Below are 25,438 nucleotides of genomic sequence, written 5' to 3'. Positions count from 1 at the left end.
TATAACAAAGGGGGAGCTTACCGATGATTTATGTAGTGAGACATGGGCAAACCGATTTTAACAAGGAACAAAGAATGCAAGGAAGGTCGGGACTGCCATTAAATGTGCAGGGGATAAAACAAGCGGAGCAGCTAAGAGAGAGACTGCGGGATGTCACCTTCCATTTTGTATTTTCCTCACCACAGGAAAGGGCTGTACAAACAGCTGAAATAGCAACCGGCGCTACTGCCATTATTGATGCAAGGCTCGATGCTTTCGATTTAGGGGAAGCGGATAAATTAAAAGCAAGCGAAGTGAAAATGAAAGGTTTTACTCCTGATTCAAGCGTCTATAAAGGAGTGGAAGAAACCGATCATTTTGCCGAGCGAATTTTTAGTTTTATGAGTGAGCTCGAAGCGAAGAATGAAGGCAAAGAGGTTAATATTTTAATATCCGGACATGCTTGTACAACAGGCTGTATCGGTGCTTACTTCAATGGCATACCGGATGATGGAAATATTACGAGGTACTCATCAGCTAATGGGGACTACAAGACATTTGAATTCAAAACATTGATGGCCGATTAGCAAAATAAAAGATACCGTAAGCAGCTTATCCTTATGAGGAAAATGAGCTGCTTTTTTCTATTGCAAAAAACGCATCGTCTACTCGCTAAAAGAAGCTGAGTATGCGATGCGTCTCGCTTGGCTGAGAATGGTCATGACTTTCAGGACTTATATTCCTCAGCAGTCAAGGCGAAGAGGAGGTGATCCTCCCAAACCCCATTAATTTGTAAATAGCGAAGGGCTAGGCCCTCGCGGCGAAAGCCGGCATGCTCCAGAACACGAATGGAAGGGGTGTTTCTCGGCATTACCCCGGCTTGCAAGCGATGCAGACCGAGCTGCTCGAAAGCATAAGCGGTGACCAAGCGAACAGCCTCCGATACATAACCGTTGCCTTGATGAGCGCGATCGAGAAAATAACCGACATTCGCATTTTGCAGTGGTCCCCTTATTACATTAGACAACTCAATTCGGCCAATTAATTGCTGCTCCAGCATAATGCCGAAAGGATAAGAAGCAGCTTCAGCCTGTTTCTGTATGCCAAGACTAATATGCTCCTGCTGGCCTTCCAAGGTGAGGAAGTTATCGGGGCGAACGGGATCTACAGGCTGGAGAAAGGCTTGGTTGCTTAATCTAAGTACAAGCATGGCCTCAGCATCAGCAAGCTCGAGGGGCTTCAAATAAATACTCTGCTTTATTGTCATCTATCGGTACTCCTTTCTAAAATAGCCGCACCTGAAATCGAAGGTGCGGCCAACGGGGATAGAGGCGGGCAATTAAAAAATGCTAAGCTTAAAAGGCTTCTTGTATAGCGGATAAAGCCATTTGACCCCGCTCGGCGTCAACGTATCTGCGAATAAATGGGATAAGTATCCGATAATGGCAACTCGCATAATGCCTTCAAGATGAAGCTGCTGCTCCAGTCCCCAGGCGATTGCGCCCCATGCCGCGGTAGCCCATACCGTGTGGGTCATGCCGCGATGCTTAAGCCAAGGCGCCACAGCCACGAATGCACCTAGCCCGATAAGCCAGTTCATGCCGAACCAGAAGCCCCCGTACACAAAGGCTCCGCCGATAGCGCTGACAAGTGCATTGCGGATGACGCCGCGTTTCGCAACGAGCCCCAGCAGCACGACGCCAACGGAAGCAACAAGCAGCTTCCAGCCAACGGTATGATTGACCACATACAAATAGCTGACAATCGCAATCATAATAACGCCGCCCCAAATGAGCAAATCATGAATGAGCTTGGACACTTTGCCGAGCTTGCTGCTCAAAATACTGGGGCCATCCAGATCCGCGCTTAAGGCGGAGATCGCGGCAACGGCTACATAAGCAGCCGCATTCGCAGGGGTAAAGGAATAATAAGCTGCTGCACCGGCTCCAATAGCCATGCCAATCGTAAGATGTGTCGTGCCTTTCATTGTTCCTCCTAATGCCTGGCTATTATCCAGTTGTGTATTCAAACGTATGTTCGCTATGTTATTATACTAGAAACAGCCGAAGGGAACAAGAGTACGCATCCGTGTGACGTCATAATTTTTGAGAAAAGTTTCAGAAAATATGAGAATAATCTTTCATAATTGCTGAAAAATGAATATTTATACAACTGTATACGTAAAATAAGGCTCATCCTTATGAAATGATCCGTCAGATGATAAAAAGGGAGAATATAGGTTAGCTTGACTGGACTAGCGTACAGAATCAATCCTCTTGCCATTGCCAAGTAAATGGGTTTGAATTAAAAATAACTGTGATATTTTACAGGAGAATCCAACATGAGCTACTCCCATCTCAGCATAATTGAACGTGGGCAACTAGAGACGCTGCATCGACTGGGGTGGTTGACGAGAGTCATTGCGAATTACGCGGGGTCCTTCAATTAATGGAGGAAGGCAAGAACTGCAAAGACGTGGTGAGACAGCTTTTGGCAGTACGCAACGCTGCGGATAAAGCCATTGCGCAGATCGTGGCGGAAAACCGAGAGCGATGTATTCTGGAAGAACAGGCATCAGGAAGAGATACTAATAAAGTCGTGAAGGAAGCAATCGAGCTACTTGTAAGGAGTCGTTCATATAGTCGGAACAATACGGAGCCTCGAAAACGGGGCTCTTATTGTTGTTTGTTAACTTGGGCCAATTAGTGAGAATGAATCAGGGGGAATTATATTACATCCTCACCCGGGGTAACAGTTTAATACATTCATTAGGATCTGCGCGCTGCGCGGTTTTTTCATTTTAACGATGCAAGATCTTGTCCTGTAATTAGGACAAGATCTTGCATCGTTATCCGATTGAGGACAACAACTTGCATAGTTTACTGTGGTCCTCGATTGACGACAATGTCCTCTTGACAAGCGTCAGACGTAAAGCTAAACGTGCTTTATGTGATTCTTATCCAAGGAAATTAATGTTATGGTTGGATTGAAGCAATGATTAAATCAGCAATTTGTTTCGGATGAGTAATTGGAGCCAGATGACCTGCGCTAATTTCAAAACTGCGCCAACCTTGTTTAGCTGCCTCAGAAGCCGTTTGATGAAACATGGGGAATTCCATGCAACAAATATAAGAACGGGACATTTGTGCTTGTTTTTCCAAGGAGTAGTTGAGTTTCTCCATATGTGTCGATAGCGGCATTCTGGTTAAAAAGGGAGTAATGGCTGCAGAGATTTTGGTATCGTTTAATCCAAATGTCTCTACAGGCGGCGGTTCAACTAAGGAGGGGTTCGATGACAAGAAATGCTGCATGAGGGAATATACTTCTGGATAATGGTCCACGACAGACTCGCCTGATTCGGTAATAAAACCGTCTACAATTACGATATCGCAACTGACTCGACCGAACAAACGATCTGCGGCTCCCGCAGCAACCATTGCTCCATAGCTGTGACCGACCAGCACAACGTTCGTCATGTTCTCGAACAATATAAGATTTACAATATCCTCGATATGCACGGATAAATTAATGTCCCCAGTCAGCAGATGTTTGCGTTCGCCAAGCCCAGTTAAAGTCGGAGCCAGAACACGATACCCTTTGGCAGCCAATTGATTGGCGACTTCTCTCCAACTCCATCCCCCTAACCAAGAACCATGAATGAGGACAACTGATGGATTCTCTGAAATCTCTGCATCGTAAAACATAGTACGCTCACCCTCCTATTATTGTTCACTATTAGTGTATATGTTCACTATTTGTGAATGTTTTAAACATCATTATAACGATGTTTATCAATTTTGCAACTATTTTCAGAACAGATGTCAACTTAATTTACAAAGAAAGGAGAGGGGGTGAAAAACATACCGCGCGTGGCCTAGATAAACATCCTTGTCCCTTCCTTGCGAAAAAATATCAAATCTATTACTATTTAGATAACATCAACAAATGTATGGGCTAGAACACTACTTTAAGGCAGGGTGAATGCATGAAAGAGATGGAAGCTCCAACTCGATTAATTTCCTCCTCTCAGGGAATCCAATCTCTAGAGATCGCTTTTTCCATACTGAAATGTTTCAAAGAGGCGAAAGCTCCCTTGTCCGTATCGGAACTGTCCAAAAGAATGGATATGCCGAAGAATAAAATTCATAAATACCTGGTTAGTTTTACAAGAGTCGGCGCTCTTATTCAGAATAAAAAAGACTCGTCTTACGCCATGGGGCCATCCCTAATCGAGTTAGGCTTGGTCGCGCTCCAACAATTCGATGTTGCTAAAATCGCCAAACCTCATATCCGCGAATTCAGCAAACAAATCAATCACTCCGTAGCGCTTGCCATCTGGAGCGAGGAAGGGCCGATAATTGCTGAATACGAACGAAGCGACAAACCGATACAGGTCGAAATTCAAGCCGGCTATCGCTTTCCACTGTTGATGACGGCCCTTGGTAAGTGTTTTGCCGCTTTTCTTCCGTTCTCCCAGGTTCAACCATTAATACAACGGGAGATCGACAACTATCAACTTGACGAGCAGATGGTGAAGCAGGAATTGCAGACGATTCGAGAGGAACGAGTTTCCTTTCGAAATACGCTGTTTGGCGGAATACCCGGGAGCATGTCAGTAGCAAGTCCGATTTTTGACTATACGGGAAACATGGTTGCCGCACTTTGTCTCATCGGATTTACTGGCGAAATCGACACTAGTCCATCCTCAATAGATGTACTCAAGCTCAAGGAGAAAGCTAATCAAATAACCAATCAACTGACATAGGGAAAAAAGACACTGCGCTCATCGACATCGACCGCAGTGTCTTTTTTTTTATGTAACTTTTCCTTGCATAAGAAACAAAGTTAAATTATAATGGGCTAAAATCACTATTAGTGTACACTGTACACTAATAGTGAACTAATTAAAAACTAAAGAATAGGAGTTGTTCAAAAGTGAATCAAACTTTCAAAGCAGCTGCCGTTCAAGCTGCAGCCGTCTATTTGGATCTGGATGCAACAATCGACAAAACGTGCAGGCTCGTGGATGAGGCCGCAGCTAACGGTGCTAAGGTTATTGCTTTTCCGGAAGCATTCGTACCGGGATACCCTTGGTGGATATGGCTTGGCAATGCCGACTATGGAATGAAGCACTACATTAGGCTGTTCGAGAACTCCGTTGAAATCCCAAGCAAATCCATTCGGAAGTTATCTGAAGCCGCCAAACGCAACAAGGTTTATTTCTGCGTATCGGTCACCGAGAAAGATCGCGGTTCCTTATATCTGACGCAGTTATGGTTTAATCCTAAAGGCGACTTAATCGGCAAACACCGTAAATTAAAAGCAACGAATGCGGAGAAGATGATCTGGGGCGACGGCGATGGAAGCATGATGTCCGTGTTCGAGACGGAGTATGGCAATCTCGGCGGGTTGCAATGTTGGGAGCACCTCATCCCACTAAATCTCTCGGCAATGGCATCCATGAATGAACAATTGCATGTTGCCTCCTGGCCAACAGGATTGCCATATGATGGTCATTTGTTCAGCATCGAGGTGTGCGAAATTGCAACGAAGTACTACGCGATATCTAATCAAACCTTCTGTCTGTTGGCTTCCCAGATTTGGACAGAAGAAATGAGAGATATGCTCGGAGAAACCGAGTACCAAAGAAATTATATGAAGATTGGATACGGCTTCGCGAAGATCATCGCGCCGAACGGTCATGTGATCAGCAATACGCTAGAGCATGATGAGGAAGGTATCGTGTATGCGGACATCGACCTCAAACAAATCATTCCCGGTAAATTCCTGATCGATCATGCGGGACATTATTCCACTCCCGGCTTCTTAAGCTTAACTTTCGATAAATCCGTTCATGAGCCCGTAAAGGTGATCGGCGAATCGAAGCCAAATGTTATCGGTTACGAAGCTATTCAAAATAGCTAACAACAATTGTCGGAGAGGACTAATTAAAACCATGAATAGCAGTCTTGAACGGAAAATTACCGAACTCGCATGGAGAGACCCTTTGTTTGCTGAAATGATTGAAACGGATCCGCATCGAGCGCTGGCGCAAATAGGGGTAGAAGTGCCCGAAAATGTTAATCTTGACATTCGGAGGCAAAGGAGAGACACCCTATACTACGTTATTCCGCCTTATTCAGAGGAACCGGAAAAGGCCGATACGGTCATTAATCAAATGGATCTGTGGCAGAGTGCCGAGTTGTTCGTCTGGATCATGCCTCAGAAGCTGAAAGTACAACTCTTGGCGATGCGACAAAGCTACAGGAGGAATAACCCCTAATGGATCAACATGATATTTTTACCGGTCATTACCGATTGCTTCAACGAGATCAAGCTGCCCGCCAGCGCTTAATGACCGGTCCAAAAGCAGGATTGGATGAGTATTTTGGATCAGGCACGGTACCTGAAGGGGAATTTCGAATTGAAATTATCTCCCAAGAACCGGATACCATTACGATTCTCCTTCCATCGCCGGTAGAGGAAGATACGAGCAATGAGGCATTGGATGCTGCTTGCCGCCGTATCTATGACATCTTGTTTACAGACGGAGTGGGGGGATACCTGATCCCCGATAATTCCTTAACCTGGGTGCTTCGAGATATGCGCTCTAAAGTACTCGATCGCTCTCTGGGAGAATAAATGATAAACAAGAATGTTACGGATAGGATGAAGGATTATTTTACTGCGAGCATTCAACTCGACGTACGAATGTTTGAAAGAACAGAAGTTGTCACTTCCCGGTCTGAATAAAATCGAATTATTAGGCATATCCGAATATGGAGACATTTGTTCGCTCTTATATCGGATGGTTAAGGGAGAGGAGCAAGCCATTCATCATTACGTCTGGCAACAGATGGATAATCAGTATTTTATGGTTAGGCAGTTTACGGTGGAACAGGATTTAACTTATTTGCTATAACGATAAATTGGAGATTTGAACTTTGGATAGACAAAAGGATTGAAAATAACGATGAGTTTCATTCCTTTCAGAGAAATATTATTTTGTAATAAACTATTATTATAATTGTTATTGCAATGTATAGGACGTGTTGTTCATATTTAATTGTTTCCCACGAAACTAAATTTCATGAAAAAAATTTTGTTTTGCACAAAATAAAATTGGAGGATTTCATATGAAGAAAATAAATCCCGACACCCTTACGAGTATAGTGACGAGTCTGATATCTCAAATCGTCGTTGCTCCCGTTTCTCAGCTAGCCTTTATTTCCGGGCAAGTCGCGTTAAATGAAAAGGGAGAGCTTATCGGAGAGGGGGACTACGGGCTGCAGGCAAAGCAAGTGTTTACTAACGTAAAGCTCGCATTGGAAGCAATTGCGACCGGGCCGGAGAATATCGTACAAATGAAAATTCATGTCGTGAACCATAAGCCCGAGTTGGTTGATTCGATCTTTAGAGCAGGCTTTGAAGTATTCGGCGACCAGTGGCCGCTTACGGCAAGCACCTTTATAGGCGTTCAGGCGCTTGGCTTTGAGGAATGGTTAGTTGAAGTCGATGCTATCGTAGCCATTTCACACTAAGAGAGGAGCAAATAAGAATGAATTATGACGTTATTGTAATTGGTGGAGGACCTGTTGGAATGATGTTGGCTGAGGAACTGGCATTGGCTGATGTTAAGGTTTGCGTATTGGAAAAATTAGAAGCCACTACGCCTTACTCGCGGGCTCTTAGCATCCATCCCCGTACATTAGAGATGTTGGACTTGCGGGGATTGAAATCGGAATTGTTGAAGATTGGAAAACCTCTCCCTACTGGCCATTTTGCAGGCTTGGAAACTCGGTTGGACTTTACAGTCATCGACTCTTCCTCTAATTATTCCATGTTTATCGCCCAGTCGGAAACGGAAAAGGTGCTAGAACAAAGAGCGAAGGAACTTGGCGCTGATATTCGCCGCGGAATGGAAGTATTATCGGTAACTCAGAGCTCTGATTCTGTCGAGGTTATTGCTTCCGGAGCTAGCGGTCAAATTACATTAACGGCAGCTTATGCGGTTGGCGCCGACGGAGCAGGCAGTATTGTACGAAAGCAGGCCAAGATTGCCTTTAACGGAACGGATGCAACACTTACTGCGGTTCAAGGAGATGTCGTTTTTAAAAATCCGCCGAAAACGAGCGTCGTTTCAAGCTTTAATGAAAATGGAATGATCATGATTGTACCCGTCTCGAAGGAGTTGCACCGTGTCGTCTTTATCGATCCGGAAAGAAAATCAATACCTAAGGACGAGCCCGTTACTTTGGAAGAACTGCGCTCGGGTATGATCCGCATGTTAGGGGATGACTACGGGATTTCTGATCCTTACTGGATGACTCGTTTCGGCAATGCAACCCGTCAAGCGGAGCGCTATAGGGAAGGAAGACTGTTCCTTGCGGGGGACGCCGCACATATTCATTTCCCAGCCGGCGGACAAGGAATGAATGTGGGTTTGCAAGAAGCCATGAATCTTGGATGGAAACTAGCTGCCGAAGTGAAGGGATGGGCTCCCGAGGTGTTGCTGGACAGTTACCATGCGGAACGGTTCCCCGTTAATACGGCATTACTTTGGAATACAAAAGTACAAACCCTATTGTTCGGCACCGATTTTTCACCTACAACGATTCACCTTCGCAGAATGATTTCGGATTTGTTACAAAGTCCGGATGCAAACTATCGCTTAGCCTGTCAAATTGCGGCCATGGATGTTCATTACAACGAACAAGAGAATGTATCGTCACATCTTCTAAATGGCAGCCGACTTGCAGAGATTAAATTACTTTCACAGAATGGCGATGTCTTCAGCAGTTATGAGCTGTTCCGTGATGGTAAATATATATTATTGAATCTAGCTTCGGATAAAATTACAGAAGACATCGTTAGTAATCTGCAGCACCAACATTTCAAATTCGTAAGTGCAACTTTGGCTGAACAAGCCAAAGGCTGGGAAAATGTGCACACTGCATTGATTCGACCGGACGGATATATTGCATGGGCAATCTCTGCAGCCGAAGCCGATTTAATTAACCGAATGGAGCTAGGAATTAAGCAAATCAGCAGAGGTTAAACCTTTCTTTGCCTATATTGTTTTTGGAAAAACAATATTCTGCCCGGAAGCATTTTAACCAAAGCTTTCCGGGCAGAAGCTTTTTATTTGGGGGAGTCCTTATGAAGAAAGTTCCAGTTGTTTACATTACGCTCACATTATCGGCCATTTTTTGGGGAGCAAACTTTAACGCCGGAAAGATTGCTGTAGAAGTGATGAGTCCGACACAAGTGGCAGCTTGGCGATTTATTATAGCTGGTGTGGTCATTCTTGCTTTGTACTGGGTAAAGGAGCGACCCACCTGGTCATTGATCAAACCCTATGCTCTGATTTATCTCCTAATGGGGATCGTCGGGATCTTTTTAATGAATATTTTCTTGTTTAAAGGATTAGAGGTTACAAGCCCCATCAACACATCATTAATAACGGCTACCAATCCGATGCTTACGATTTGCCTGTCTGTTTTCTTATTAAAGGAGAAAATTAACTTTCGCCAAATTGGAGGAATCGTGATCTCTTTCTTGGGAGTGTTATTAGTTCTTACGAATGGTTTGCTGACTGAACTGGGATTGATCTCGAAAGGTGACTTATACGTATTGCTTGCCACTACACTCTGGTCTTTGTATGGAATCCTCGGCAAAAAATATGTCGGCAACGGCTCGCCTCTTGCAACAACCGCCATAACAATGGCAGTAGGTGCATTGTTCTTTCTGCCTTACTCTTCTATTACTACGGGGGAAGCGACTTCAGCTAAGGTCATGGAAGCATGGCTAGCCGTGATCTTTATGGCTTTATTCTGTTCTGTACTAGCTTATTTATGGTGGAATCAAGGTATATCACGTATCGGCGCTAATAAAACGTCGTTGTTCTTTAATATCGTTCCCATCTCAACGATGGCCATATCTGCCTTATCGGGCGAAAGAATAGGTACGGCTCAGCTAATTGGCGCCCTTGTCACCATTTGCGGGATTATCTTGTCGACGAGGACTCCGAAATCAAGCCGCCCCGAATGTTTTACGCAAAACAATCATGTATAATGGAGAGGAGAGTCATGCATAGAGGAGACGAAACGGATGCAGCCAACGGATCTATCTAAACAGTGGATATTCAAAAACTTTATAAATCTTGTTAGCCAACAGGAGATGAGGGATAGCAAGTTCGCAGTCCGAATGCGCGAAGAATTGCAAAATTTCGAAAAGGAATTTGGCGAAAAGAGCAATCTGACTCTGTCGGATATTCACCTAATCGCATGTATCGGAGATTTCTCCCCGATCAATGTAACCTCCATTTCCGAAAAAACCGGATTAACGAAAGGCTCCATCACAAGAATTAGTAAAAAGCTATTGAAGCTTGAACTGGTAAAAAGACAGCAGATTAACGATAATAAAAAAGAAGTTTATTATAGATTGACTCCAAAAGGCAAAAAAGTTCATCTTATTCACAATCGAATCCATCATGAAATTGAAGAGCGCTTTATGAAGCTTTTGGATAAATACACAGATGAACAGCTCAATTTTGCGAGAAACCTAATGCAAGACTTGACGGAATGGGATTATTAAGCAATTTGTACGGTGTAGGAACAAAAACGGCAGCTTAAAACAAGATGCCGTTTTTTTGTCTGAGGACAATAAGTAAGCGTCAAGTCCTCCCCATCTTCGTCCCCTTCACTGCCTATAAGATAATCCTCCTCAGAATGAATACCGAGGGGGATTTACAAAAACAACGAATTGAACGAATTAGCACATCTCATCTTGTTGTAGGTATCGATATGGCTAAAGAAACTCATGTGGTGCAAGCTACGAATTTTCGGGAAATCGTGCTCTCGAATCGACATCTCTCATTTAGTAACGTATATGCGTATGAGCAGTAGCCGGAGCATATTGTACTGGCACCAGAGGAGGAAGCGGCTTTCAGGGAGCAGGAAGCGGCATGGAGCTATTTTCAGGAGCAGCGTGCAACGTATCAGAAAACGGCCCTATGGTGGGTGATCAGCGCCAAGAAGGAGGAGACGCGCAGCAAGCGGCTTCGCACCTTGATTGAAGACTCCGCCAGCGGACGTACCCTACAGCAATTTACGCCAATCGTCAAAAAAGAAAAAATTAATTTTGTTTCTTTTTTGCAACACTTTTCGCCGCATCTGCGTTGTATAGTTATAAGCATAGAAACGAGTAAGGGAGCGGTACAAAATGAAAAAAGCAATTCTCAGCGCAGCACTCGCCATCGCTTGTTTATTAACACTTGGTTTGGCCGTAGACAATGGCAAAGGCAATGCATCCACCAGCCCGATTAATCAGACAACCGTCTATATGGATCATATAATCAAACAAAATAATGCCTTCGTTGTTACATATGATGAAATTCAGTGGTACGAAGGAGAGGCGGCTAGCGTCCAGTTCCGCCAGCATGAACAAGATGCTGAAATGACGGATGCCCCAGACGGCTACTACATTGTTAATGACGATCCTCAGCTTCACGACTTGCCGATTGCAGCAGATGCTGAAGTATTCATGCAAATTTACAATCGCACGGGCAACGCAGCAGAAGCGGACATTCAATGGAATGAGCCAATCACTGTAGACAAATTTGTCTCGATTATGAATTCCGATGATCCTTTTCAATTGAAAAATTTCCCTTATCACGTTACGATTAAAGACGGGGAAATTGTGAAAATTGTTCAGCAATATATCCCGTAAACCAGAGTGTGAATCCAGGGCTTTCGAGCCAAGGAACACATAACCCTAACTCTGGACTTGATGAATAGCTGCAAGCGAAGCTGTTATGCAATTATGCATAGCAGCTTTTTTAAATATAAGCATTTATAAGCTACCCCCTATAATCGGCTTATCCTTCAACCTCGAAACGGAAGCTTTGCCGCCAGAGGATGGAGACAGCCGTTTACGCTTGTTTTTCAGCAAAAAAGTTAATTGCAATCGATTGACACATTAATGAAGGCCATGGTATCATTCCTGATAGTAAATATTACGAATAGATAACGAGCTACAGTGTTCGTTTTTTCTTTGGATGCTAATCGTAATGATTACATATATTTATAGCGAAAGACATGCCCGAAAGGGAGAGGGAGCTTGGTTATGCTGTTATGGAAAGAGAATAAAAGGAATAAACGATTTTTTATGACCATCCTGCTGCTCATTCTGTCCATGGTCATTGCAGGCTGCGGAAAAGCTGCAAATCCATCTTCGGAGACTGGAAATGCTGGTCAAAACACTGCTACTGCGGAAAATAAAGCGGGAAAAAAGCTGACGCTGCTCTACCATTTTAAGAGCGGAAGTTTGGATCCGCATAATGATTATATTGTTTTGAAAGCGGGCGTTGTTGAAACGCTTGTACGCATGGATGATAAGCTGGAGCTTCAGCCGTGGCTAGCATCCAAATGGGAGTCGATAGATGCCTCAACGTGGCGTTTTACAATCCGTGAAGGTGTTACCTTTCATAATGGCGCCAAGCTTGATGCGGCCGCTGTTAAAGCTTCGCTTGAACGCGGCATAGGCGTGAACAAGGCGCTGGACACGACACTTAAGATCGCTTCTATGAAGGCGGAAGGCCAAGAGCTTACCGTTACGACTACGGAGCCTCTGCCAGCTTTTCCATCCGAGCTTGTAAATCCATATAGCGGAATTATCGATGTGGCGGCTGAGCAAGCAATGGGCACCGAAGCGTTCAATAAAGCGCCAGTCGGTACAGGCCCTTTTCAAGTAAAAGGCTTCACGCCGAATATGGAAATAAATCTGGCCCGTTATGACAGCTATTGGGATGGTGCCGCACAGCTTGAAGAAATTACGTTCAAATTTAATGAGGACGGCAATGTACGGGCTCTGGCGCTTCAGGCGAAGGAGGCCGATCTGGCTTTTCAGCTTCCAGCCGAAATGGTCGACGTCATTAAGCAGAATCAGGAGTTGAAAATAGAGTCGCTTGCTGGCTTGCGTGCGCATTTCCTGCTTTTCAATCAACAGCAGCCTGCTTTAAAAGACGTACTGGTCAGACAGGCGCTGGACTTGCTCATTGACCGTGAAAGCATGGCGAAGGACGTCATGCTGGGCAATGCTTCTCCTGCCAATGGTCCATTTAACGCGAGTTTGCCTTTTGGCAGCAAGGAGGCGGTCCAACCGCTCGATACGGAAAAGGCGAAGCAACTACTCGAACAAGCTGGCTATGCACCAGGCAGCAGCGGCAAGCTGGAAAAGGATGGGAACCCACTGACCCTTGAGCTCGTTACTTATAAAGGCCGGCCTGAGCTTCCGCTCATTGCTCAGCTCCTGCAATCCGATGCCGCTAAAATTGGCGTAACGTTAACGATAAAGAACGTTGAAAATGTAGATACGTATTTGCGCGAAAATAACGATTGGGATTTGGCCACCTACAGCAATTTGACAGCACCGCGCGGGGACGGAGGCTTTTTCCTAAACTCGGCGTTTATAGTGGGCGGTTCGCTTAATCCGGCTAATATTAACAGCGACGAACTGAGCGCAATCATTGCACAGCTGAATGCAACGGGTGAGGCAGCGCAGCGCGTAAAGCTTACCCAAGCTGCCGTACAGGTAATTAAAGCGCAGGCTCTGCATTCCTATGCGGTCTATCCAAACGTAATTGTAGGCATGAACAAGAAGGTGACGGGTTGGACGGCAGGACCTGAAGAATATTACTTAGTTACAAACAAGATGGATGTGTCTTAACGTGCTGCAGCTCATAAAAAAACGTTTGATTCAACTGGTATTTGTACTCTTTATTTTATCCTTAGTTATTTTTATTCTGATGAAGCTCGCTCCTGGCGACCCGGTGCTTACATTGCTGCATGCCGATGAAATGTCGATTACACAGTCCGATGAAGCTGCGCTCCGCGAGGAGCTTGGCTTCGACCAGCCCGTGCTTGTGCAATACGGAAAATGGATGCTCGGGCTAATCCAGCTTGATCTTGGCACTTCATATTTAAAAGGCCGTCCGGTGCTGGATGAACTGCTGGATAAGCTGCCGGCGACGATTCAGCTGACAGCTAGCGGCCTTGCAGTCATGGTAGCCATAGCACTCCCGCTCGGCCTAATCGCTTCGCGCTATCCTAACCGCTGGCCGGATCACGTGTCCCGCATACTCGCACTTGTTGGTGCGTCGATTCCGAGCTTTTGGATGGGACTGCTGCTCATTTACTTATTTTCCTTAAAGCTAGGTTGGCTGCCGACAAGCGGCAAGGGCAGCTTCGCACATATGATTTTGCCATCCATTACGCTCGGCTTTGCAATGGCTGCTGTCTATGCAAGGCTGCTGCGCTCTGGGCTGTTGGAAAGCCTGTCCCAGGATTATATTAAAGCAGCAAGGGCACGTGGGCTAGCTGAACGGCGCATATTGATGGGACATGCGCTGCGTGCCGCGCTGCTTCCGGTTATTACGGTGTTCGGCGTCAGCTTCGGAAATTTGCTCGCAGGTTCTGTCGTCATTGAAACGCTATTTGCTTGGCCAGGCCTTGGCAGCTTGGCGCTTGAAGCGATTTTTGAACGGGATTATCCGATTATTCAAGGGTATGTGCTGGCGACGGGGCTATTCGTTGTCATCGTCAATCTGCTAGTTGATCTTAGCTACAGCTTGCTTGATCCGCGAATTCGCTTAGGGAAGGGAGCCGCCTCATGAATGGGAAAATAACCGCTGAGCTTTCACTGCCGCTAAGACGGAGCCAAACAGGCCGGCAAATGCTGCATAACCGTACGATGATGCTGGGCATGGGCTTGCTTGGAATTATCGTGCTGCTTGCGCTGTTCGGACCGATTATTGTGCCGAATGATCCTTTAACTGTGCAAATGGGAGAACGGCTGCTCTCCCCAAGCTGGCAATACCCGCTCGGAACGGATCATCTCGGAAGATGCATCTTCACAAGGCTTGTTATAGGTGCGCAGCTCACATTAGGCATCTCAGCCATTGTCATTGTCACGGTAATCGCGCTTGGTGTACCGCTGGGGCTTATTTCGGGCTATATCGGCGGACGCTTCGATTCGATTATTATGCGGCTTGTAGATGGCATGGGGGCGCTGCCGGAATTTATTTTTGCTATCGCGTTTGCCGGCTTTCTCGGGCCAAGCTTGCCTAATTTGATTTTTGCCATTGTGCTGGTGAAATGGATCGGCTACGCCAGGGTTGTGCGCAGCGTCGCCTTATCTGAGCGCGAGAAGGAATATGTGCTGGCGGCAAAGGTTGCGGGCTGCAGCACGTGGACGATTTTGCGCCGCCACTTGCTGCCGCAAATAATCTCTCCTGTTATCGTGTTGGCGGCACTGGATATTGGGAAAATCATTATGATCATCTCGATGCTCTCCTATCTGGGACTTGGCGCACAGCCGCCAACGCCGGAATGGGGCGCCATGCTCAATGATGGCCGACCTTATTTTCAATCTGCGCCGCAGCTCATGATTTATCCGGGACTTGCCATTATGGCGATCGTCATTGCCTGCAATCTGCTCGGTGAAGGGCTGCGCGAAGCGCTGGATGTCCGCAGTCGCTAATATTGATTCAACGATAGCTAGGGAAAGGAGGCGTATGACCTGATACCGCAATTAATGGAAAAGGAAATGCCAGTGCTGGAGGTTTCACAGCTGCAAATTTTCACACGCCAGGGGAAGCAGCAGCGCCCGCTCGTTCATGGTGTTAGCTTCGTCATCCCTAGAGGCGAGACACTTGCACTCGTAGGGGAAAGCGGCAGCGGCAAAAGTGTAACCGCAAGCGCTGTACTTGGCTTGATGTCTAGCTCACTTGGCATAAGCAGTGGGGAAATTCGGTTTCGCGGCGACAATGTTCTAGAGTGGGCGGATAAGAAGCGGCGAGGTTTGCGTGGACGCGAAATTGGATTTATTTTTCAAAATTATCAGGAGAGCTTTACGCCATTTATTACGGTTGGCAAGCAGATGAATGAAACGCTGCGTTCTCATGAGAAGCTGACAAGGCGGCAGGCGAAGGTGCATGCGCTGGAATGGTTGGAGCAGGTAGGGCTGCCCGCGGAGCGTGTCTACAGCAGCTATCCGTTCCAACTGAGCGGCGGGCAGCTTCAACGGGCTGCCATCGCTGCGGCGATGATGCTTCAGCCTTCGCTGCTTATAGCAGATGAGCCGACAACGGCGCTGGATGTGCTTTCGGGCGAAAAGGTGCTGGATGTGCTGGCCAGTCTTCAGAAGCGGACGGGCTGCGCGGTACTGCTCATTTCACATGATCTGCGGCATGTGGTGAAGCGAGCTTCGACGATAGCCGTCATGAAGGACGGGCATATTGTTGAGCTGGATACAGCAGAGCATATTTTGTATCACTGCCACCACGAGTATACGCAGCAGCTATTGAATGCAAGGCCTTATATAACATAAATGACTTAACGTACGGGAAATCAGGAGGTGAACAGCAGGTGCAGCCTTTGTTGCGTGTAGAGCGTTTATGTAAAACCTTTATGAAATCGAAGGAGCAGGTTTATGCGCTGAAAGAAATTTCGCTGCAAATTGCCAGGGGAGAATGTCTTGGCGTTGTTGGCGAAAGCGGCAGCGGAAAAAGCACATTAGGCAAAGTGATTTTGGCGCTGGAGCGACCGGATAGCGGTGAAGTATGGCTGGATGATGTACCCCTGCTTCAGCTAAAGGGGGCAGCGCTTAGAGAGCAGCGGCAGCATGTGCAGGTCGTATTTCAGGACCCGAACGCCGCGCTTAACAGCAAAATGCCCATTTGGCGTTCGATCATGGAGCCGCTTGATAATTTTCCAAAGGTAATGCCGCCTTTTCTGACGGGAGATCGCTCAGATAGGCTCGGTTTGGCGGCGCAGCTGTTAGAGCTGGTCGGCCTGCCTATGGATCATTTGGCCCGTTATCCGCATGAGCTCAGCGGCGGGCAGCGGCAGCGGGTTGCCATTGCGCGGGGGATCAGCTTGAACCCGAAGCTGCTCGTCTGTGACGAACCAACCTCAAGCCTCGACGTATCCGTTCAGGCGCAAATTTTGCAGCTGCTCAAAAGCTTGAAGCAAACGCTGGGTATGTCCTATTTGTTTATTTCCCATGACATAGCTTCTGTCCAATATATGAGCGATAGAATGATTGTCATGAAGGATGGAGAAATGATTGACGAGTTTGCGAGCTCCGAGTTGACACACCAAGAGCGGCATCTCTACACCAAGCTGTTGGTGGAGGCGGCGAGCTAGCCGTCTTGTCTGAAACAGCATAGAAAACGGGGTAGAGCTACGGAACAAAAATAGGCTTTTTTGCTGGTTATCAAATTTGTCAGAAAATTATAATTTGAAACATTTTAGAAACTGTGCTATTATCAAAACCATCTTAAAAAGCTAGGAAGAGAAAACATACGAAAGCGATTATGTTCAGAGAGCAGAGGGAGTGCTGAGACCTTTGCCGTAATCCTTGTATGCCGTCGTCTCGGAGCTTTTGATGGAAAGCGGAGCTTGTGTTCACAAGGGCTACCGTGAGTAGACTCAAACGGAATGGCACTCGTTATCGTGCTGCAGGTAAGGCATTGCCTTATCTCATGAGGCTGAAATCGCAAGATTCCAGTGAATCAGGGTGGCACCACGAAAACTTTCCCCTTTCGTCCCTAAGCATGGCAGAAGTTTGCTATCGCTTGCGGATGAGAGGGGTTTTTCTATTTCCGAAAATAGGAAAAGCGAGGAAGAGAAAACATGCATTAGCGATTATGTTCAGAGAGCAGGGGGAGTGCTGAGACCTTTGCCATAATTCTTGTATGTCGTCATCTCGGAGCTTTTGATGGAAAGCGGAGCCTGTGTGCGCTGGGCCCCGTAAGTAGACTCAAACGGAATGGCACACGTTACTGTGCGGCAGGTAGGGCATGGCCCTATCTCATGAGACTGAAATCGCAGGATTTCAGTGAATCAGGGTGGTACCACGAAATGATTGCCCCTTTCGTCCCTTAAGCATGGCAGAAGTTTGCCGTCGCTTGCGGATGAGAGGGGCTATTTATATTTTAAGGAGGCAGTCACATGGTTAAATCAACTATACTTACGAGCGAATTACAGCAGCAGGATCAGAGATGGGTAACCGGATCGGAAATGCTATTAAGCGGCTTGCTGATGGAAGGGGTAGATTGTGTATTTGGCTACCCGGGCGGAAATGTCCTGTATATTTATGATGCAATGGTTCATAATCGGGCTTTCAAGCATATTTTGACCCGGCACGAGCAAGGGGCTATTCATGCGGCTGACGGCTATGCGAGGTCAACTGGGAAAGTGGGCGTTTGCATCGCAACCTCTGGTCCAGGCGCGACGAATCTAGTGACCGGCATTGCGACTGCTTATTATGATTCTGTGCCATTAGTTATTATTACGGGCAATGTCTCAACAGCGGTTATGGGTACGGACGCCTTTCAGGAAGCCGATATCGTTAGCATGACGATGTCAATAACGAAGCATAGTTATCTGGTTCGTGACGCACAGGAGCTTCCGCGCATTATCCATGAAGCGTTTCATATCGCAAGCACGGGGCGGAAAGGTCCGGTTTTAATCGACATCCCAAAAGATGTATCAAATCAGAAAATGCCGGCTAAGCCTGCTAGCCCTATTCATATACGCGGTTATCACGGCAATCCGATTCCGAATCATGCGGAGATAGATCGATTAATCGAGGCGATTGCCCAAGCTCAAAAACCCGTTATTATAGCGGGTGGTGGCGTCGTTTATTCAAATGCTTCCGATGAGCTTATCGCATTTGCGAACAAAACCAATATTCCAGTTGCCACGACCTTGCTTGGTTTGGGGGGGTTCCCAAGTGCACATGATTTATGGCTGGGTATGCCAGGCCATCATGGCGCGTATGCGGCGAATATGGCTATCCAAAACGCTGACCTCATCCTTTCAATAGGTTCACGATTTGATGACCGGGTGACGATGAAGCTCGATGGCTTCGCTCCGCAAGCAAAATGGATTGCCCATATCGATATCGATCCAGCTGAAATTGGCAAAAATATTAAAACGGATATTGCATGCATCGGAGATATAAAGGCTGTGCTGCAATATGCCAATTCGCTCGCGGTAAGCTCGCAATCGAGCAGTTGGATTGCTGAAGTGCAGCAAAATAAAAGGCTGTATCCATTGAGGTACAAGGATTCCGATACGGAGCTTAAACCACAATTTGTTATTGAAATGATTCATGAGACGACCCAAGGAAATGCGATTATTACGACGGACGTGGGGCAGCATCAAATGTGGTCCGCGCAATTTTATAAATTCAAGCATCCCCGCTCGCTCATTACCTCCGGAGGCCTAGGTACAATGGGCTTTGGCTTCCCCGCTGCTATCGGTGCTCAAATCGGAAACCCAGACCGACTGGTTGTCTCCATAAACGGTGACGGGGGCATGCAAATGTGTGCGCAAGAGATGGCGATATGTGCGATCAACCAGATTCCCGTTAAAATCGTCGTTATTAACAATCAAGTGCTTGGCATGGTTAAGCAGCAGCAGGAGCTCATGTACGAAAGGCGCTATAGCCAGATCGATCTTGCCGGCAGCCCTGATTTCGTTAAGCTTGCTGCAGCGTATGGCATTAAGGGGCTAAGAGCAAGCACTAAAGAAGAGGCCATTCGCGTCTGGGAGGAGGCACTGCACACACCAGGACCTGTGCTTGTTGAGTTTGTCGTGCCGACCGAAGAGAATGTATATCCGATGGTTTTAGCCGGAACGACATTGGATCAGATGATTATGGGAGATTTTGAATAATAAAGCGGCTGAGCAGCCATTTATTTTATGTGGTTAAATAAATACTGTCGTTTTGTGCAGATAGGCTTTGTCAGTGTCAGCTTTCATCGTTTACAATGAGGAGGAATGAAGCGGGTGCCGAGCCTGAGCATGGCTGCTTCGACACAATGAGTAAGGGGAGACTTGCGATGAGCGACAGAAAAAGAATTTTACTCGATGTAGACACTGGGGTCGATGATGCCATCGCGATCTTATACGCGCTGCTTTCTCCTGAAATTAAGGTGGAGGGCATTACGACAGGGTACGGAAATACGACGGTGGAGCAAGCTACAGATAATACGCTAAGAGTCGTGCAGCTTGCCAATTGCGGCTACGAGGTGCCAGTTGCAGCAGGGGCGGTAGCGCCTACCGTAAGGCCTTCGCGTGGTACGGATGCGCATATTCATGGGCATAATGGTATTGGGGATGCTGTACTGCCGCCTTCCTCCCAACAGCCGCTGAAGGAAAATGCGGTCGATTTCATCATTCGCAAAGCTGCGGAAAATCCAGGAGAGCTCACTCTGGTGACGACGGGCAGGATGACGAATTTGGCGCTTGCGCTGGAAAAAGCGCCCGAGCTTGCGGGGCAGCTGAAACAGGTGGTGACGATGGGCGGGACGCTGTTTGCACCCGGCAATGTCACGCCAGTTGCAGAAGCTAACATCTATGCCGATCCTGAAGCGGCAGCGGCTGTTTTTGCATCGAATGTTCCACTCACGATTGTCGGGCTGGATGTAACTGTTCCCACAAGGCTTACTGGAGCTGATCTGGAGAAGCTTGTCCGCTACGCGCCGGAACATAAGCAAGCTATCATCCGCTTTTTGAATGAATCGCTGGGCGTTTATTTTGAGTTTTACCGGAAGGTGAACTATTTCATTGAGGAATGTCCAATGCATGATGCGCTTGCTGTTCTTGTAGCGCTTAATCCGTCGCTCGTTACGACACAAAAATTTAATGCCGTCGTTGATTGCAGCAGCGGGCTGACAGCGGGTATGATTGTAACAGACAGAAGACCACGTCCATCTGTGGGCAGAAGTGTGGAATTTTGCGTTGAGGTGGATTCGGCCAGAGCGATTCGCCAAATGATGTCGGTATTCTGGAGCGAATAAAGCAAGAGAATGAAAGATAAGTTAAGTTAAGTTAAGTTAAGTGTACGTAATTAAGGGAGGATTTTGGCAGATGGAGCAGCGTTTTTCGCGGGAATCTAGATGTTATAAAACAGCAAGGGTGTTTCCAACCGATGTGAACAATCATAATACGCTGTTTGGCGGAAAACTGATGGCCTATATCGATGATATTGCCTCCATTGCGGCAACGAAGCATTGCCGCCGTTCCGTCGTTACCGCTTCGACGGATTCGGTCGATTTTCTATACCCCATCCGCCCAACGGATTCCGTATGTCTAGAAGCGTTCGTTACTTGGACGGGCCGTTCTTCCATCGAAGTGTTCGTTAAAGTGGTGAAAGAGGATTTGCTGCGCGGAGAGCGAGAAGTGGCGGCGACGTCCTTTCTGACGTTCGTTGCCCTTGATTCGGACAGGCGTCCGGTAGCTGTGCCAGCGGTCGTTCCCGAAACGGAAGAGGAGCTTAAGCTGTTTGAGACAGCAGAGCAGCGGGCGGAAATGCGCCGTACCCGCCGCGAGCAGAGTAAACGCTTTGCTGAATTTTTGACGGTTAAGCATCCTTGGGACTGAGTGTGAATGATAGCTGTCAGAGTGTAATAGATCGTGCTTGCGGTGGTTCGTATTGCTGCTGCGATTAAGGTCGTAAGGACAGGACGTACTGAATGCATGTGTATACAAACAAGGCGAGGCCTGTACATATGCCTAAAACGATATAAACTGCTTTTTTGCCGCTCACATGGACACCAACTTTCATCAATTCTTTCTATATTATAAAGCAGATGAGAGTGAATGTCATGGCGACGCAATGGCAGAACCGTTAAATAGAATCAGAATAGCAGCAACGCCCCTTCGAGCCGATAAGCCGAAAGGGGCGTTGCTGTCTATTGCCGTTTACGCTTGACGTATAGGGTAAGAATATGAATGTTCTCATCCTTTCTCTATACGTTTCGCCAAAACGATGGCGTCTCATAGAAAGGACGCCGCCAGGCGTTTTTCTTATAAGGTCGTAATGACGCGATCCACGATGCCGTATTGAACAGCCTCCTCTGCGGAGAGGAAATAATCGCGGTCCATGTCCAGCTGGATTTTCTCCAGCGGCTGGCCGGTTCGCGTGGCGGCGATCTGGTTGAGATGCTCCCTAATGCGAATAATCCGATTGGCAGAAATCGCAATATCGCTTGCTTGGCCTTGGACGCCGCCATGCGGCTGGTGGATCATTACCTCGCTGTTGGGCAGGGCAAAGCGCTTGCCTTCAGCACCCGCAAGCAGTAAAATAGCGGCGAAGGATGCTGCAAGCCCTACACATATCGTACTGACATCCGGCTTAATATATTGGATCGTGTCATAGATGGCGAAGCCCGCTGAAGTAGAGCCGCCCGGACTATTAATATAGATGCTGATGTCTTTCGACGGGTCTTCCTCCGCGAGAAACAGCAGCTGGGCAACGATGCTGTTCGCGAGTTGGTCGTCAATGGCTGAGCCGAGAAAGATGATGCGATCTTTCAGCAGTCGTGAATAAATATCATAGGATCTTTCGCCGCGCGCGCTTTGCTCCACTACGTAAGGCACATAATTGGTCATAGGTTTACCTCCATTTATTCCGTTTGATGTTTGCTTTCACTTAGTAAACGATTATCGGGGGCCAAAAGGATATGCAGCGCTGCAAGCTTTTTTTTGCTCATCCGCGTATCTTATTAGGGGCTTCATTCGTTTATAAAATAAACGGTTCTGCCGCGTCTTCGCCCGGAATCTGGTAAAGAGGAGCGTGTCCCATGCATTTGAAAAATAAAGCCGCCTTACCGAACGAATATACCGGTCAGCAGCTGGTATCGCTGCGCAAGTACAGCATCTCGCTGACAGGCTCAAGCTGGGATGCCGATGATTTGGCGCAGGAATCGTGGCTGAAAGCGAGCCCCGTTGTAGATGCCGCCAGCCATCAGAATCCCGAAGCGCTGCTGCGGCGCATTGCCAAAAATAGCTGGATTGACCAAAGCCGCAGAAAAGCGGTCTGGCAAAAAATAAGCGGAGAAATGCTGCATTTGCATCAGCAGGGAAACGCAATAAATAATCAAGATGCTAGCGAGCTTGAGATTGTTTTTCATGTGCTGGTGAAGCATATGACAGCTGCGCAAAGGGCTGTTTTTATGCTGCGGGACGTATACGGATGCTCAAGCATCGAAGCTGCGGAAATATTGGGGATGACGGATGGGGCGGTAAAAGCGGCGCTTCACCGTGCCAGGCAAGCGCTTATAGCTGTGCGCCAGCAGCTGCTTCAGGATGGGCTGCCCCAGCCGCAGGAGGAGCATATGAAAACCTATGTACGGGCGCTGGCCTCCGCCTATTTGTTAGGCAATATGAAGACAGTTGCCGCTTTAATGCAGCTTAGCGAAAATGATCCAGAGCTGGCCATCCATATGGCCCAGCATGAGCTGGGGCGCCTTTCATCACGGCGCCAGACGGTTCCAGCAGAAGCGAGGAATATGGAGCTGGAATATGCTTTTATACACAATGCAGCCTAATCGTTTATGGGATAGCAGAGGAGGAAAATCAACTATGTTCATACGTTCATATGAGCAGCAGGATGTGGAGGCAGTTATCGAGCTCATGGCCGATCTGGGCTACCCAACGAATAAAGAAGCGCTCAGCGCCCGTATGGAAAAAATAGCTTCCATTCCGTCTTATTATACGTTTGTTGCGGTGCGAGATGGGCAAGCGGTCGGGATGATTGGCTGCCGTGACATTTTCTATTATGAGGAGGATGGCATGGTCGTCCAAATCAGCCTGCTTGTAACAAAGCAATCGGAGCAAGGGAGCGGAATCGGCACTGCGCTCGTTGCATATACAGAGCAATGGGCGAGGGAAAGGGGCGCAAGTGCGCTCTATTTAACGAGCGGAATTAAAGAATCGCGCAAGAAGGCTCATGCTTTTTATGAAGCCCGTGGCTTTGATATTACGGGCTATCGGTTTGTGAAAAAGCTAACTATGCATGAATTAGGTAATTAATTACTGATAATTAGCGAGTGCAGTCCAGTGTCTAACAAGCGATCCAAGTCATGCCACTTTCATTGACAGTAATAGTTGTCTGAAATATAATTGTTCAAGACAACTATATTGCTTTTGCATCAATGAGGGGGAACGGCATGCTGTCTCAAGAACAACGCCCGCGCTTATGGACTACTGCATTTATTACGCTTACCGTGTGCTCTTTTTTAGTTTTCTTTAATTTGCAGCTTCTTCTATCTCCGCTTACGGCTTATACAAAAAGCACTTTTATGGCAAGCGACGTATCGGTCAGCCTCGTGACGAGCGTGTTTGCTGTTTCTGCTATTTTGACGCGCTTTATGACGGCATTTGTGATGAAAAGAATGCCGCGATCGGCCATTTTGTACACAGGCATTGTGCTTGCGGCCCTATTTACCGCCCTATATATCGCGGCAGATTCCGTAGGCTCCTTGCTTATCATGCGTGTATTTTATGGCATTGGCTTTGGCATAGCCAGTACGATTATACCAACGCTCGTATCGCAAATTATTCCCGCTGGAAGAATCGGCGAAGGAATTGGCTATTTTGGCTTATCCACCAGCATTGCGATGTCCATTGGACCAATGATTGGGCTGAATATTTGGAAGCAATTCGGATTTGAGGCGTTAAGCATAACGGGGACGGCAGCTATACTGCTGATTATCCCGATTCTTTTGGTTTTTCGTCCGCTTCCGCCAGAGCCTCCGCGCCTTAATCAGGAAGAGCGGAAACGGGCTGCCGCGAGCAAGCCGCCTTTTAATTTCCAGCTCGTGTTTCCAGCGCTATTAAATATACTGCTGTCGATTACATACAGCGGAATATTAAGCTTTATCGCCTTGTACGGAGAAAAGCTTGCGATCAATCAAATCGGTTTGTTTTTCTTGTTTAATGCGGTGACGATTATTATTGTTCGTCCGATTTCTGGCAAACTGTTTGACAGCAAAGGGCATGCCGCGGTACTTATTCCTGGTGCATTATGTGTCATTGCAAGCTTGACGGTGCTATCGTTTACAACTTCCATTTCGCTGCTGATCGTATCGGCCCTGCTGTATGGTCTAGGATTCGGCGCTGTCCAGCCAACGATTCAAGCTTGGATGCTGCGCAGCTCAAGTCCGGAGCAGCATGGAGCTGTGAACAGCATGTTCTACAATGCAACCGATCTTGGCGTAGCTACAGGTGCTATTTTGTTAGGCGCTATTGCCTCAGCAACGAGCTATGAAACGATGTATCGCTGCGCTGCTGGCGTCATGATTATCTTTTTGCTCGTATACATGATCATTAGCATGACGGCGGCTGCAAAAAATAAAAAGCGGGGCTGGAGCAAGCCGGAAGCGGTCTCCCAAAACATTTCAATGAAAAACAATTGACACGACCTTACTTGTCATGTAACATGTAAAATGAATTACGATCTAACATCAGATGACAGCAGGGCATCAAACCATATATTTTTTCGTATAACCTCGTAAGCCGTATTCAGCTGCAGCTGGATATAAGAACAGGTCGGGGGTATCTACAGGAAGCCTTTACTTCCTAACTACGATAACAAGGATCAA

The 25,438-nt window shown here is 47.0% G+C and carries 26 protein-coding genes and 3 pseudogenes; 25 read left to right on the top strand and 4 right to left on the bottom strand.

What is annotated here, in order from left to right:
• Window positions 1-23: 23 nt before the first annotated feature.
• Entirely contained in the window at window positions 24-566 is a 543-nt protein-coding gene (locus AC50Y5_RS22760; RefSeq protein WP_494863895.1) for a histidine phosphatase family protein, read from the top strand.
• A gap of 140 nt (window positions 567-706) precedes the next feature.
• Here the strand turns inward: AC50Y5_RS22760 and AC50Y5_RS22755 are convergent, their stop codons facing one another.
• Window positions 707-1,246, bottom strand: coding sequence for a GNAT family N-acetyltransferase (locus AC50Y5_RS22755; RefSeq protein ID WP_494863894.1), 540 nt, complete (start codon window positions 1,244-1,246; stop codon window positions 707-709).
• Between the two features lie 72 nt (window positions 1,247-1,318).
• Window positions 1,319-1,966: a metal-dependent hydrolase gene (locus AC50Y5_RS22750; RefSeq protein ID WP_056037893.1), complete on the bottom strand. Its 648-nt coding sequence runs from the start codon at window positions 1,964-1,966 to the stop codon at window positions 1,319-1,321.
• A gap of 354 nt (window positions 1,967-2,320) precedes the next feature.
• On the opposite strand from AC50Y5_RS22750, the pseudogene AC50Y5_RS22745 reads away from it, so the two are divergent.
• A pseudogene (locus AC50Y5_RS22745) lies at window positions 2,321-2,416 on the top strand (IS30 family transposase); the annotation flags it as partial.
• Window positions 2,383-2,613 (top strand): annotated as a pseudogene (locus tag AC50Y5_RS22740) (metal-sensing transcriptional repressor); the annotation flags it as partial. The pseudogenes AC50Y5_RS22745 and AC50Y5_RS22740, both read left to right, overlap by 34 nt.
• A gap of 341 nt (window positions 2,614-2,954) precedes the next feature.
• Here AC50Y5_RS22740 and AC50Y5_RS22735 read toward each other — a convergent pair.
• The gene (locus tag AC50Y5_RS22735) at window positions 2,955-3,683 is read right to left on the bottom strand and encodes an alpha/beta fold hydrolase (RefSeq protein WP_056037891.1); all 729 of its coding nucleotides are present in this window, start codon (window positions 3,681-3,683) and stop codon (window positions 2,955-2,957) included.
• Between the two features lie 281 nt (window positions 3,684-3,964).
• On the opposite strand from AC50Y5_RS22735, the gene AC50Y5_RS22730 reads away from it, so the two are divergent.
• From AC50Y5_RS22730 to AC50Y5_RS22640, 19 genes and pseudogenes are all read left to right on the top strand, one after another.
• Window positions 3,965-4,744, top strand: coding sequence for an IclR family transcriptional regulator (locus AC50Y5_RS22730; RefSeq protein ID WP_056037887.1), 780 nt, complete (start codon window positions 3,965-3,967; stop codon window positions 4,742-4,744).
• 170 nt (window positions 4,745-4,914) lie between these two features.
• On the top strand, window positions 4,915-5,904 hold the full coding sequence (locus AC50Y5_RS22725) for a carbon-nitrogen hydrolase family protein (RefSeq protein WP_056037884.1): 990 nt from the start codon (window positions 4,915-4,917) through the stop codon (window positions 5,902-5,904).
• A 31-nt stretch (window positions 5,905-5,935) separates the two neighbouring features.
• On the top strand, window positions 5,936-6,262 hold the full coding sequence (locus AC50Y5_RS22720; RefSeq protein ID WP_494863893.1) for a hypothetical protein: 327 nt from the start codon (window positions 5,936-5,938) through the stop codon (window positions 6,260-6,262).
• Window positions 6,262-6,621, top strand: coding sequence for a hypothetical protein (locus AC50Y5_RS22715; RefSeq protein WP_056037878.1), 360 nt, complete (start codon window positions 6,262-6,264; stop codon window positions 6,619-6,621). The genes AC50Y5_RS22720 and AC50Y5_RS22715 overlap by 1 nt, the downstream gene beginning before the upstream one ends.
• Window positions 6,622-7,115: 494 nt before the next feature.
• Window positions 7,116-7,520: a RidA family protein gene (locus AC50Y5_RS22710; protein ID WP_056037876.1), complete on the top strand. Its 405-nt coding sequence runs from the start codon at window positions 7,116-7,118 to the stop codon at window positions 7,518-7,520.
• Window positions 7,521-7,537: 17 nt separating this feature from the next.
• Complete coding sequence (locus AC50Y5_RS22705; RefSeq protein ID WP_056037873.1) at window positions 7,538-9,037, top strand: monooxygenase; 1,500 nt, start codon at window positions 7,538-7,540, stop codon at window positions 9,035-9,037.
• Between the two features lie 101 nt (window positions 9,038-9,138).
• Window positions 9,139-10,053 carry a DMT family transporter gene (locus AC50Y5_RS22700; RefSeq protein WP_056037869.1) on the top strand — a complete coding sequence of 305 codons (915 nt, stop codon included), beginning with the start codon at window positions 9,139-9,141 and terminating at the stop codon, window positions 10,051-10,053.
• Between the two features lie 36 nt (window positions 10,054-10,089).
• The gene (locus AC50Y5_RS22695) at window positions 10,090-10,575 is read left to right on the top strand and encodes a MarR family transcriptional regulator (protein WP_056037865.1); all 486 of its coding nucleotides are present in this window, start codon (window positions 10,090-10,092) and stop codon (window positions 10,573-10,575) included.
• A 134-nt stretch (window positions 10,576-10,709) separates the two neighbouring features.
• Window positions 10,710-10,865, top strand: a pseudogene (locus tag AC50Y5_RS22690) (IS110 family RNA-guided transposase); the annotation flags it as partial.
• 30 nt (window positions 10,866-10,895) lie between these two features.
• Window positions 10,896-11,306: a YdeI/OmpD-associated family protein gene (locus AC50Y5_RS22685; protein ID WP_494864012.1), complete on the top strand. Its 411-nt coding sequence runs from the start codon at window positions 10,896-10,898 to the stop codon at window positions 11,304-11,306.
• A complete protein-coding gene (locus tag AC50Y5_RS22680; protein WP_056037863.1) occupies window positions 11,203-11,709 on the top strand; it encodes a hypothetical protein in 507 nt (168 codons plus the stop codon). The genes AC50Y5_RS22685 and AC50Y5_RS22680 overlap by 104 nt, the downstream gene beginning before the upstream one ends.
• Before the next feature lie 396 nt (window positions 11,710-12,105).
• Window positions 12,106-13,707, top strand: coding sequence for a nickel ABC transporter substrate-binding protein (nikA, locus tag AC50Y5_RS22675; RefSeq protein WP_494863892.1), 1,602 nt, complete (start codon window positions 12,106-12,108; stop codon window positions 13,705-13,707).
• Between the two features lie 4 nt (window positions 13,708-13,711).
• Window positions 13,712-14,653 carry a nickel ABC transporter permease gene (gene nikB / locus AC50Y5_RS22670; protein WP_200931652.1) on the top strand — a complete coding sequence of 314 codons (942 nt, stop codon included), beginning with the start codon at window positions 13,712-13,714 and terminating at the stop codon, window positions 14,651-14,653.
• Window positions 14,650-15,519, top strand: a complete 870-nt coding sequence (nikC, locus tag AC50Y5_RS22665) for a nickel transporter permease (protein WP_056037855.1) — start codon at window positions 14,650-14,652, stop codon at window positions 15,517-15,519. The genes nikB and nikC overlap by 4 nt, the downstream gene beginning before the upstream one ends.
• 66 nt (window positions 15,520-15,585) lie before the next feature.
• Complete coding sequence (locus tag AC50Y5_RS22660) at window positions 15,586-16,368, top strand: ATP-binding cassette domain-containing protein (RefSeq protein WP_056039024.1); 783 nt, start codon at window positions 15,586-15,588, stop codon at window positions 16,366-16,368.
• Window positions 16,369-16,406: 38 nt separating this feature from the next.
• On the top strand, window positions 16,407-17,186 hold the full coding sequence (locus tag AC50Y5_RS22655) for an ABC transporter ATP-binding protein (protein WP_494863891.1): 780 nt from the start codon (window positions 16,407-16,409) through the stop codon (window positions 17,184-17,186).
• Between the two features lie 807 nt (window positions 17,187-17,993).
• On the top strand, window positions 17,994-19,724 hold the full coding sequence (gene ilvB, locus AC50Y5_RS22650; protein WP_056037849.1) for a biosynthetic-type acetolactate synthase large subunit: 1,731 nt from the start codon (window positions 17,994-17,996) through the stop codon (window positions 19,722-19,724).
• A 167-nt stretch (window positions 19,725-19,891) separates the two neighbouring features.
• Window positions 19,892-20,851 carry a nucleoside hydrolase gene (locus tag AC50Y5_RS22645; protein ID WP_494863890.1) on the top strand — a complete coding sequence of 320 codons (960 nt, stop codon included), beginning with the start codon at window positions 19,892-19,894 and terminating at the stop codon, window positions 20,849-20,851.
• A 70-nt stretch (window positions 20,852-20,921) separates the two neighbouring features.
• The gene (locus tag AC50Y5_RS22640) at window positions 20,922-21,434 is read left to right on the top strand and encodes an acyl-CoA thioesterase (protein WP_046233197.1); all 513 of its coding nucleotides are present in this window, start codon (window positions 20,922-20,924) and stop codon (window positions 21,432-21,434) included.
• 426 nt (window positions 21,435-21,860) lie between these two features.
• Here AC50Y5_RS22640 and clpP read toward each other — a convergent pair whose 3' ends face one another.
• Window positions 21,861-22,445: an ATP-dependent Clp endopeptidase proteolytic subunit ClpP gene (gene clpP / locus AC50Y5_RS22635; protein WP_056037843.1), complete on the bottom strand. Its 585-nt coding sequence runs from the start codon at window positions 22,443-22,445 to the stop codon at window positions 21,861-21,863.
• A 191-nt stretch (window positions 22,446-22,636) separates the two neighbouring features.
• Between clpP and AC50Y5_RS22630 the strand changes: the two genes are divergently transcribed.
• The 3 genes from AC50Y5_RS22630 to AC50Y5_RS22620 all read left to right on the top strand — a co-directional run bounded on the left by AC50Y5_RS22630 (window position 22,637) and on the right by AC50Y5_RS22620 (window position 25,252).
• On the top strand, window positions 22,637-23,383 hold the full coding sequence (locus tag AC50Y5_RS22630) for an RNA polymerase sigma factor (protein WP_056037841.1): 747 nt from the start codon (window positions 22,637-22,639) through the stop codon (window positions 23,381-23,383).
• A 34-nt stretch (window positions 23,384-23,417) separates the two neighbouring features.
• The gene (locus AC50Y5_RS22625) at window positions 23,418-23,867 is read left to right on the top strand and encodes a GNAT family N-acetyltransferase (protein ID WP_063892601.1); all 450 of its coding nucleotides are present in this window, start codon (window positions 23,418-23,420) and stop codon (window positions 23,865-23,867) included.
• 137 nt (window positions 23,868-24,004) lie between these two features.
• Window positions 24,005-25,252: an MFS transporter gene (locus tag AC50Y5_RS22620; protein WP_494863889.1), complete on the top strand. Its 1,248-nt coding sequence runs from the start codon at window positions 24,005-24,007 to the stop codon at window positions 25,250-25,252.
• Window positions 25,253-25,438: the final 186 nt, after the last annotated feature.

The sequence above is a fragment of the Paenibacillus sp. JT22N7 genome (assembly GCF_059383875.1).
Note: the sequence above shows the minus strand (reverse complement) of the source record. Positions and strands in the feature narration are given on the sequence as shown.

Bases quoted from the DNA above. Each gene is read 5' to 3' on its own strand.
- AC50Y5_RS22755 (WP_494863894.1), bottom strand. From the start codon at position 1,246: ATGACAATAAAGCAGAGTATTTATTTGAAGCCCCTCGAGCTTGCTGAT.
- AC50Y5_RS22625 (WP_063892601.1), top strand. From the start codon at position 23,418: ATGTTCATACGTTCATATGAGCAGCAGGATGTGGAGGCAGTTATCGAG.
- AC50Y5_RS22640 (WP_046233197.1), top strand. From the start codon at position 20,922: ATGGAGCAGCGTTTTTCGCGGGAATCTAGATGTTATAAAACAGCAAGG.
- AC50Y5_RS22620 (WP_494863889.1), top strand. From the start codon at position 24,005: ATGCTGTCTCAAGAACAACGCCCGCGCTTATGGACTACTGCATTTATT.
- clpP (WP_056037843.1), bottom strand. From the start codon at position 22,445: ATGACCAATTATGTGCCTTACGTAGTGGAGCAAAGCGCGCGCGGCGAA.
- AC50Y5_RS22710 (WP_056037876.1), top strand. From the start codon at position 7,116: ATGAAGAAAATAAATCCCGACACCCTTACGAGTATAGTGACGAGTCTG.
- AC50Y5_RS22680 (WP_056037863.1), top strand. From the start codon at position 11,203: ATGAAAAAAGCAATTCTCAGCGCAGCACTCGCCATCGCTTGTTTATTA.
- AC50Y5_RS22705 (WP_056037873.1), top strand. From the start codon at position 7,538: ATGAATTATGACGTTATTGTAATTGGTGGAGGACCTGTTGGAATGATG.
- AC50Y5_RS22660 (WP_056039024.1), top strand. From the start codon at position 15,586: ATGCCAGTGCTGGAGGTTTCACAGCTGCAAATTTTCACACGCCAGGGG.
- AC50Y5_RS22730 (WP_056037887.1), top strand. From the start codon at position 3,965: ATGAAAGAGATGGAAGCTCCAACTCGATTAATTTCCTCCTCTCAGGGA.
- nikC (WP_056037855.1), top strand. From the start codon at position 14,650: ATGAATGGGAAAATAACCGCTGAGCTTTCACTGCCGCTAAGACGGAGC.
- AC50Y5_RS22630 (WP_056037841.1), top strand. From the start codon at position 22,637: ATGCATTTGAAAAATAAAGCCGCCTTACCGAACGAATATACCGGTCAG.
- AC50Y5_RS22715 (WP_056037878.1), top strand. From the start codon at position 6,262: ATGGATCAACATGATATTTTTACCGGTCATTACCGATTGCTTCAACGA.
- nikA (WP_494863892.1), top strand. From the start codon at position 12,106: ATGCTGTTATGGAAAGAGAATAAAAGGAATAAACGATTTTTTATGACC.
- AC50Y5_RS22700 (WP_056037869.1), top strand. From the start codon at position 9,139: ATGAAGAAAGTTCCAGTTGTTTACATTACGCTCACATTATCGGCCATT.
- AC50Y5_RS22720 (WP_494863893.1), top strand. From the start codon at position 5,936: ATGAATAGCAGTCTTGAACGGAAAATTACCGAACTCGCATGGAGAGAC.
- AC50Y5_RS22735 (WP_056037891.1), bottom strand. From the start codon at position 3,683: ATGTTTTACGATGCAGAGATTTCAGAGAATCCATCAGTTGTCCTCATT.
- AC50Y5_RS22750 (WP_056037893.1), bottom strand. From the start codon at position 1,966: ATGAAAGGCACGACACATCTTACGATTGGCATGGCTATTGGAGCCGGT.
- AC50Y5_RS22645 (WP_494863890.1), top strand. From the start codon at position 19,892: ATGAGCGACAGAAAAAGAATTTTACTCGATGTAGACACTGGGGTCGAT.
- AC50Y5_RS22760 (WP_494863895.1), top strand. From the start codon at position 24: ATGATTTATGTAGTGAGACATGGGCAAACCGATTTTAACAAGGAACAA.
- ilvB (WP_056037849.1), top strand. From the start codon at position 17,994: ATGGTTAAATCAACTATACTTACGAGCGAATTACAGCAGCAGGATCAG.
- AC50Y5_RS22695 (WP_056037865.1), top strand. From the start codon at position 10,090: ATGCAGCCAACGGATCTATCTAAACAGTGGATATTCAAAAACTTTATA.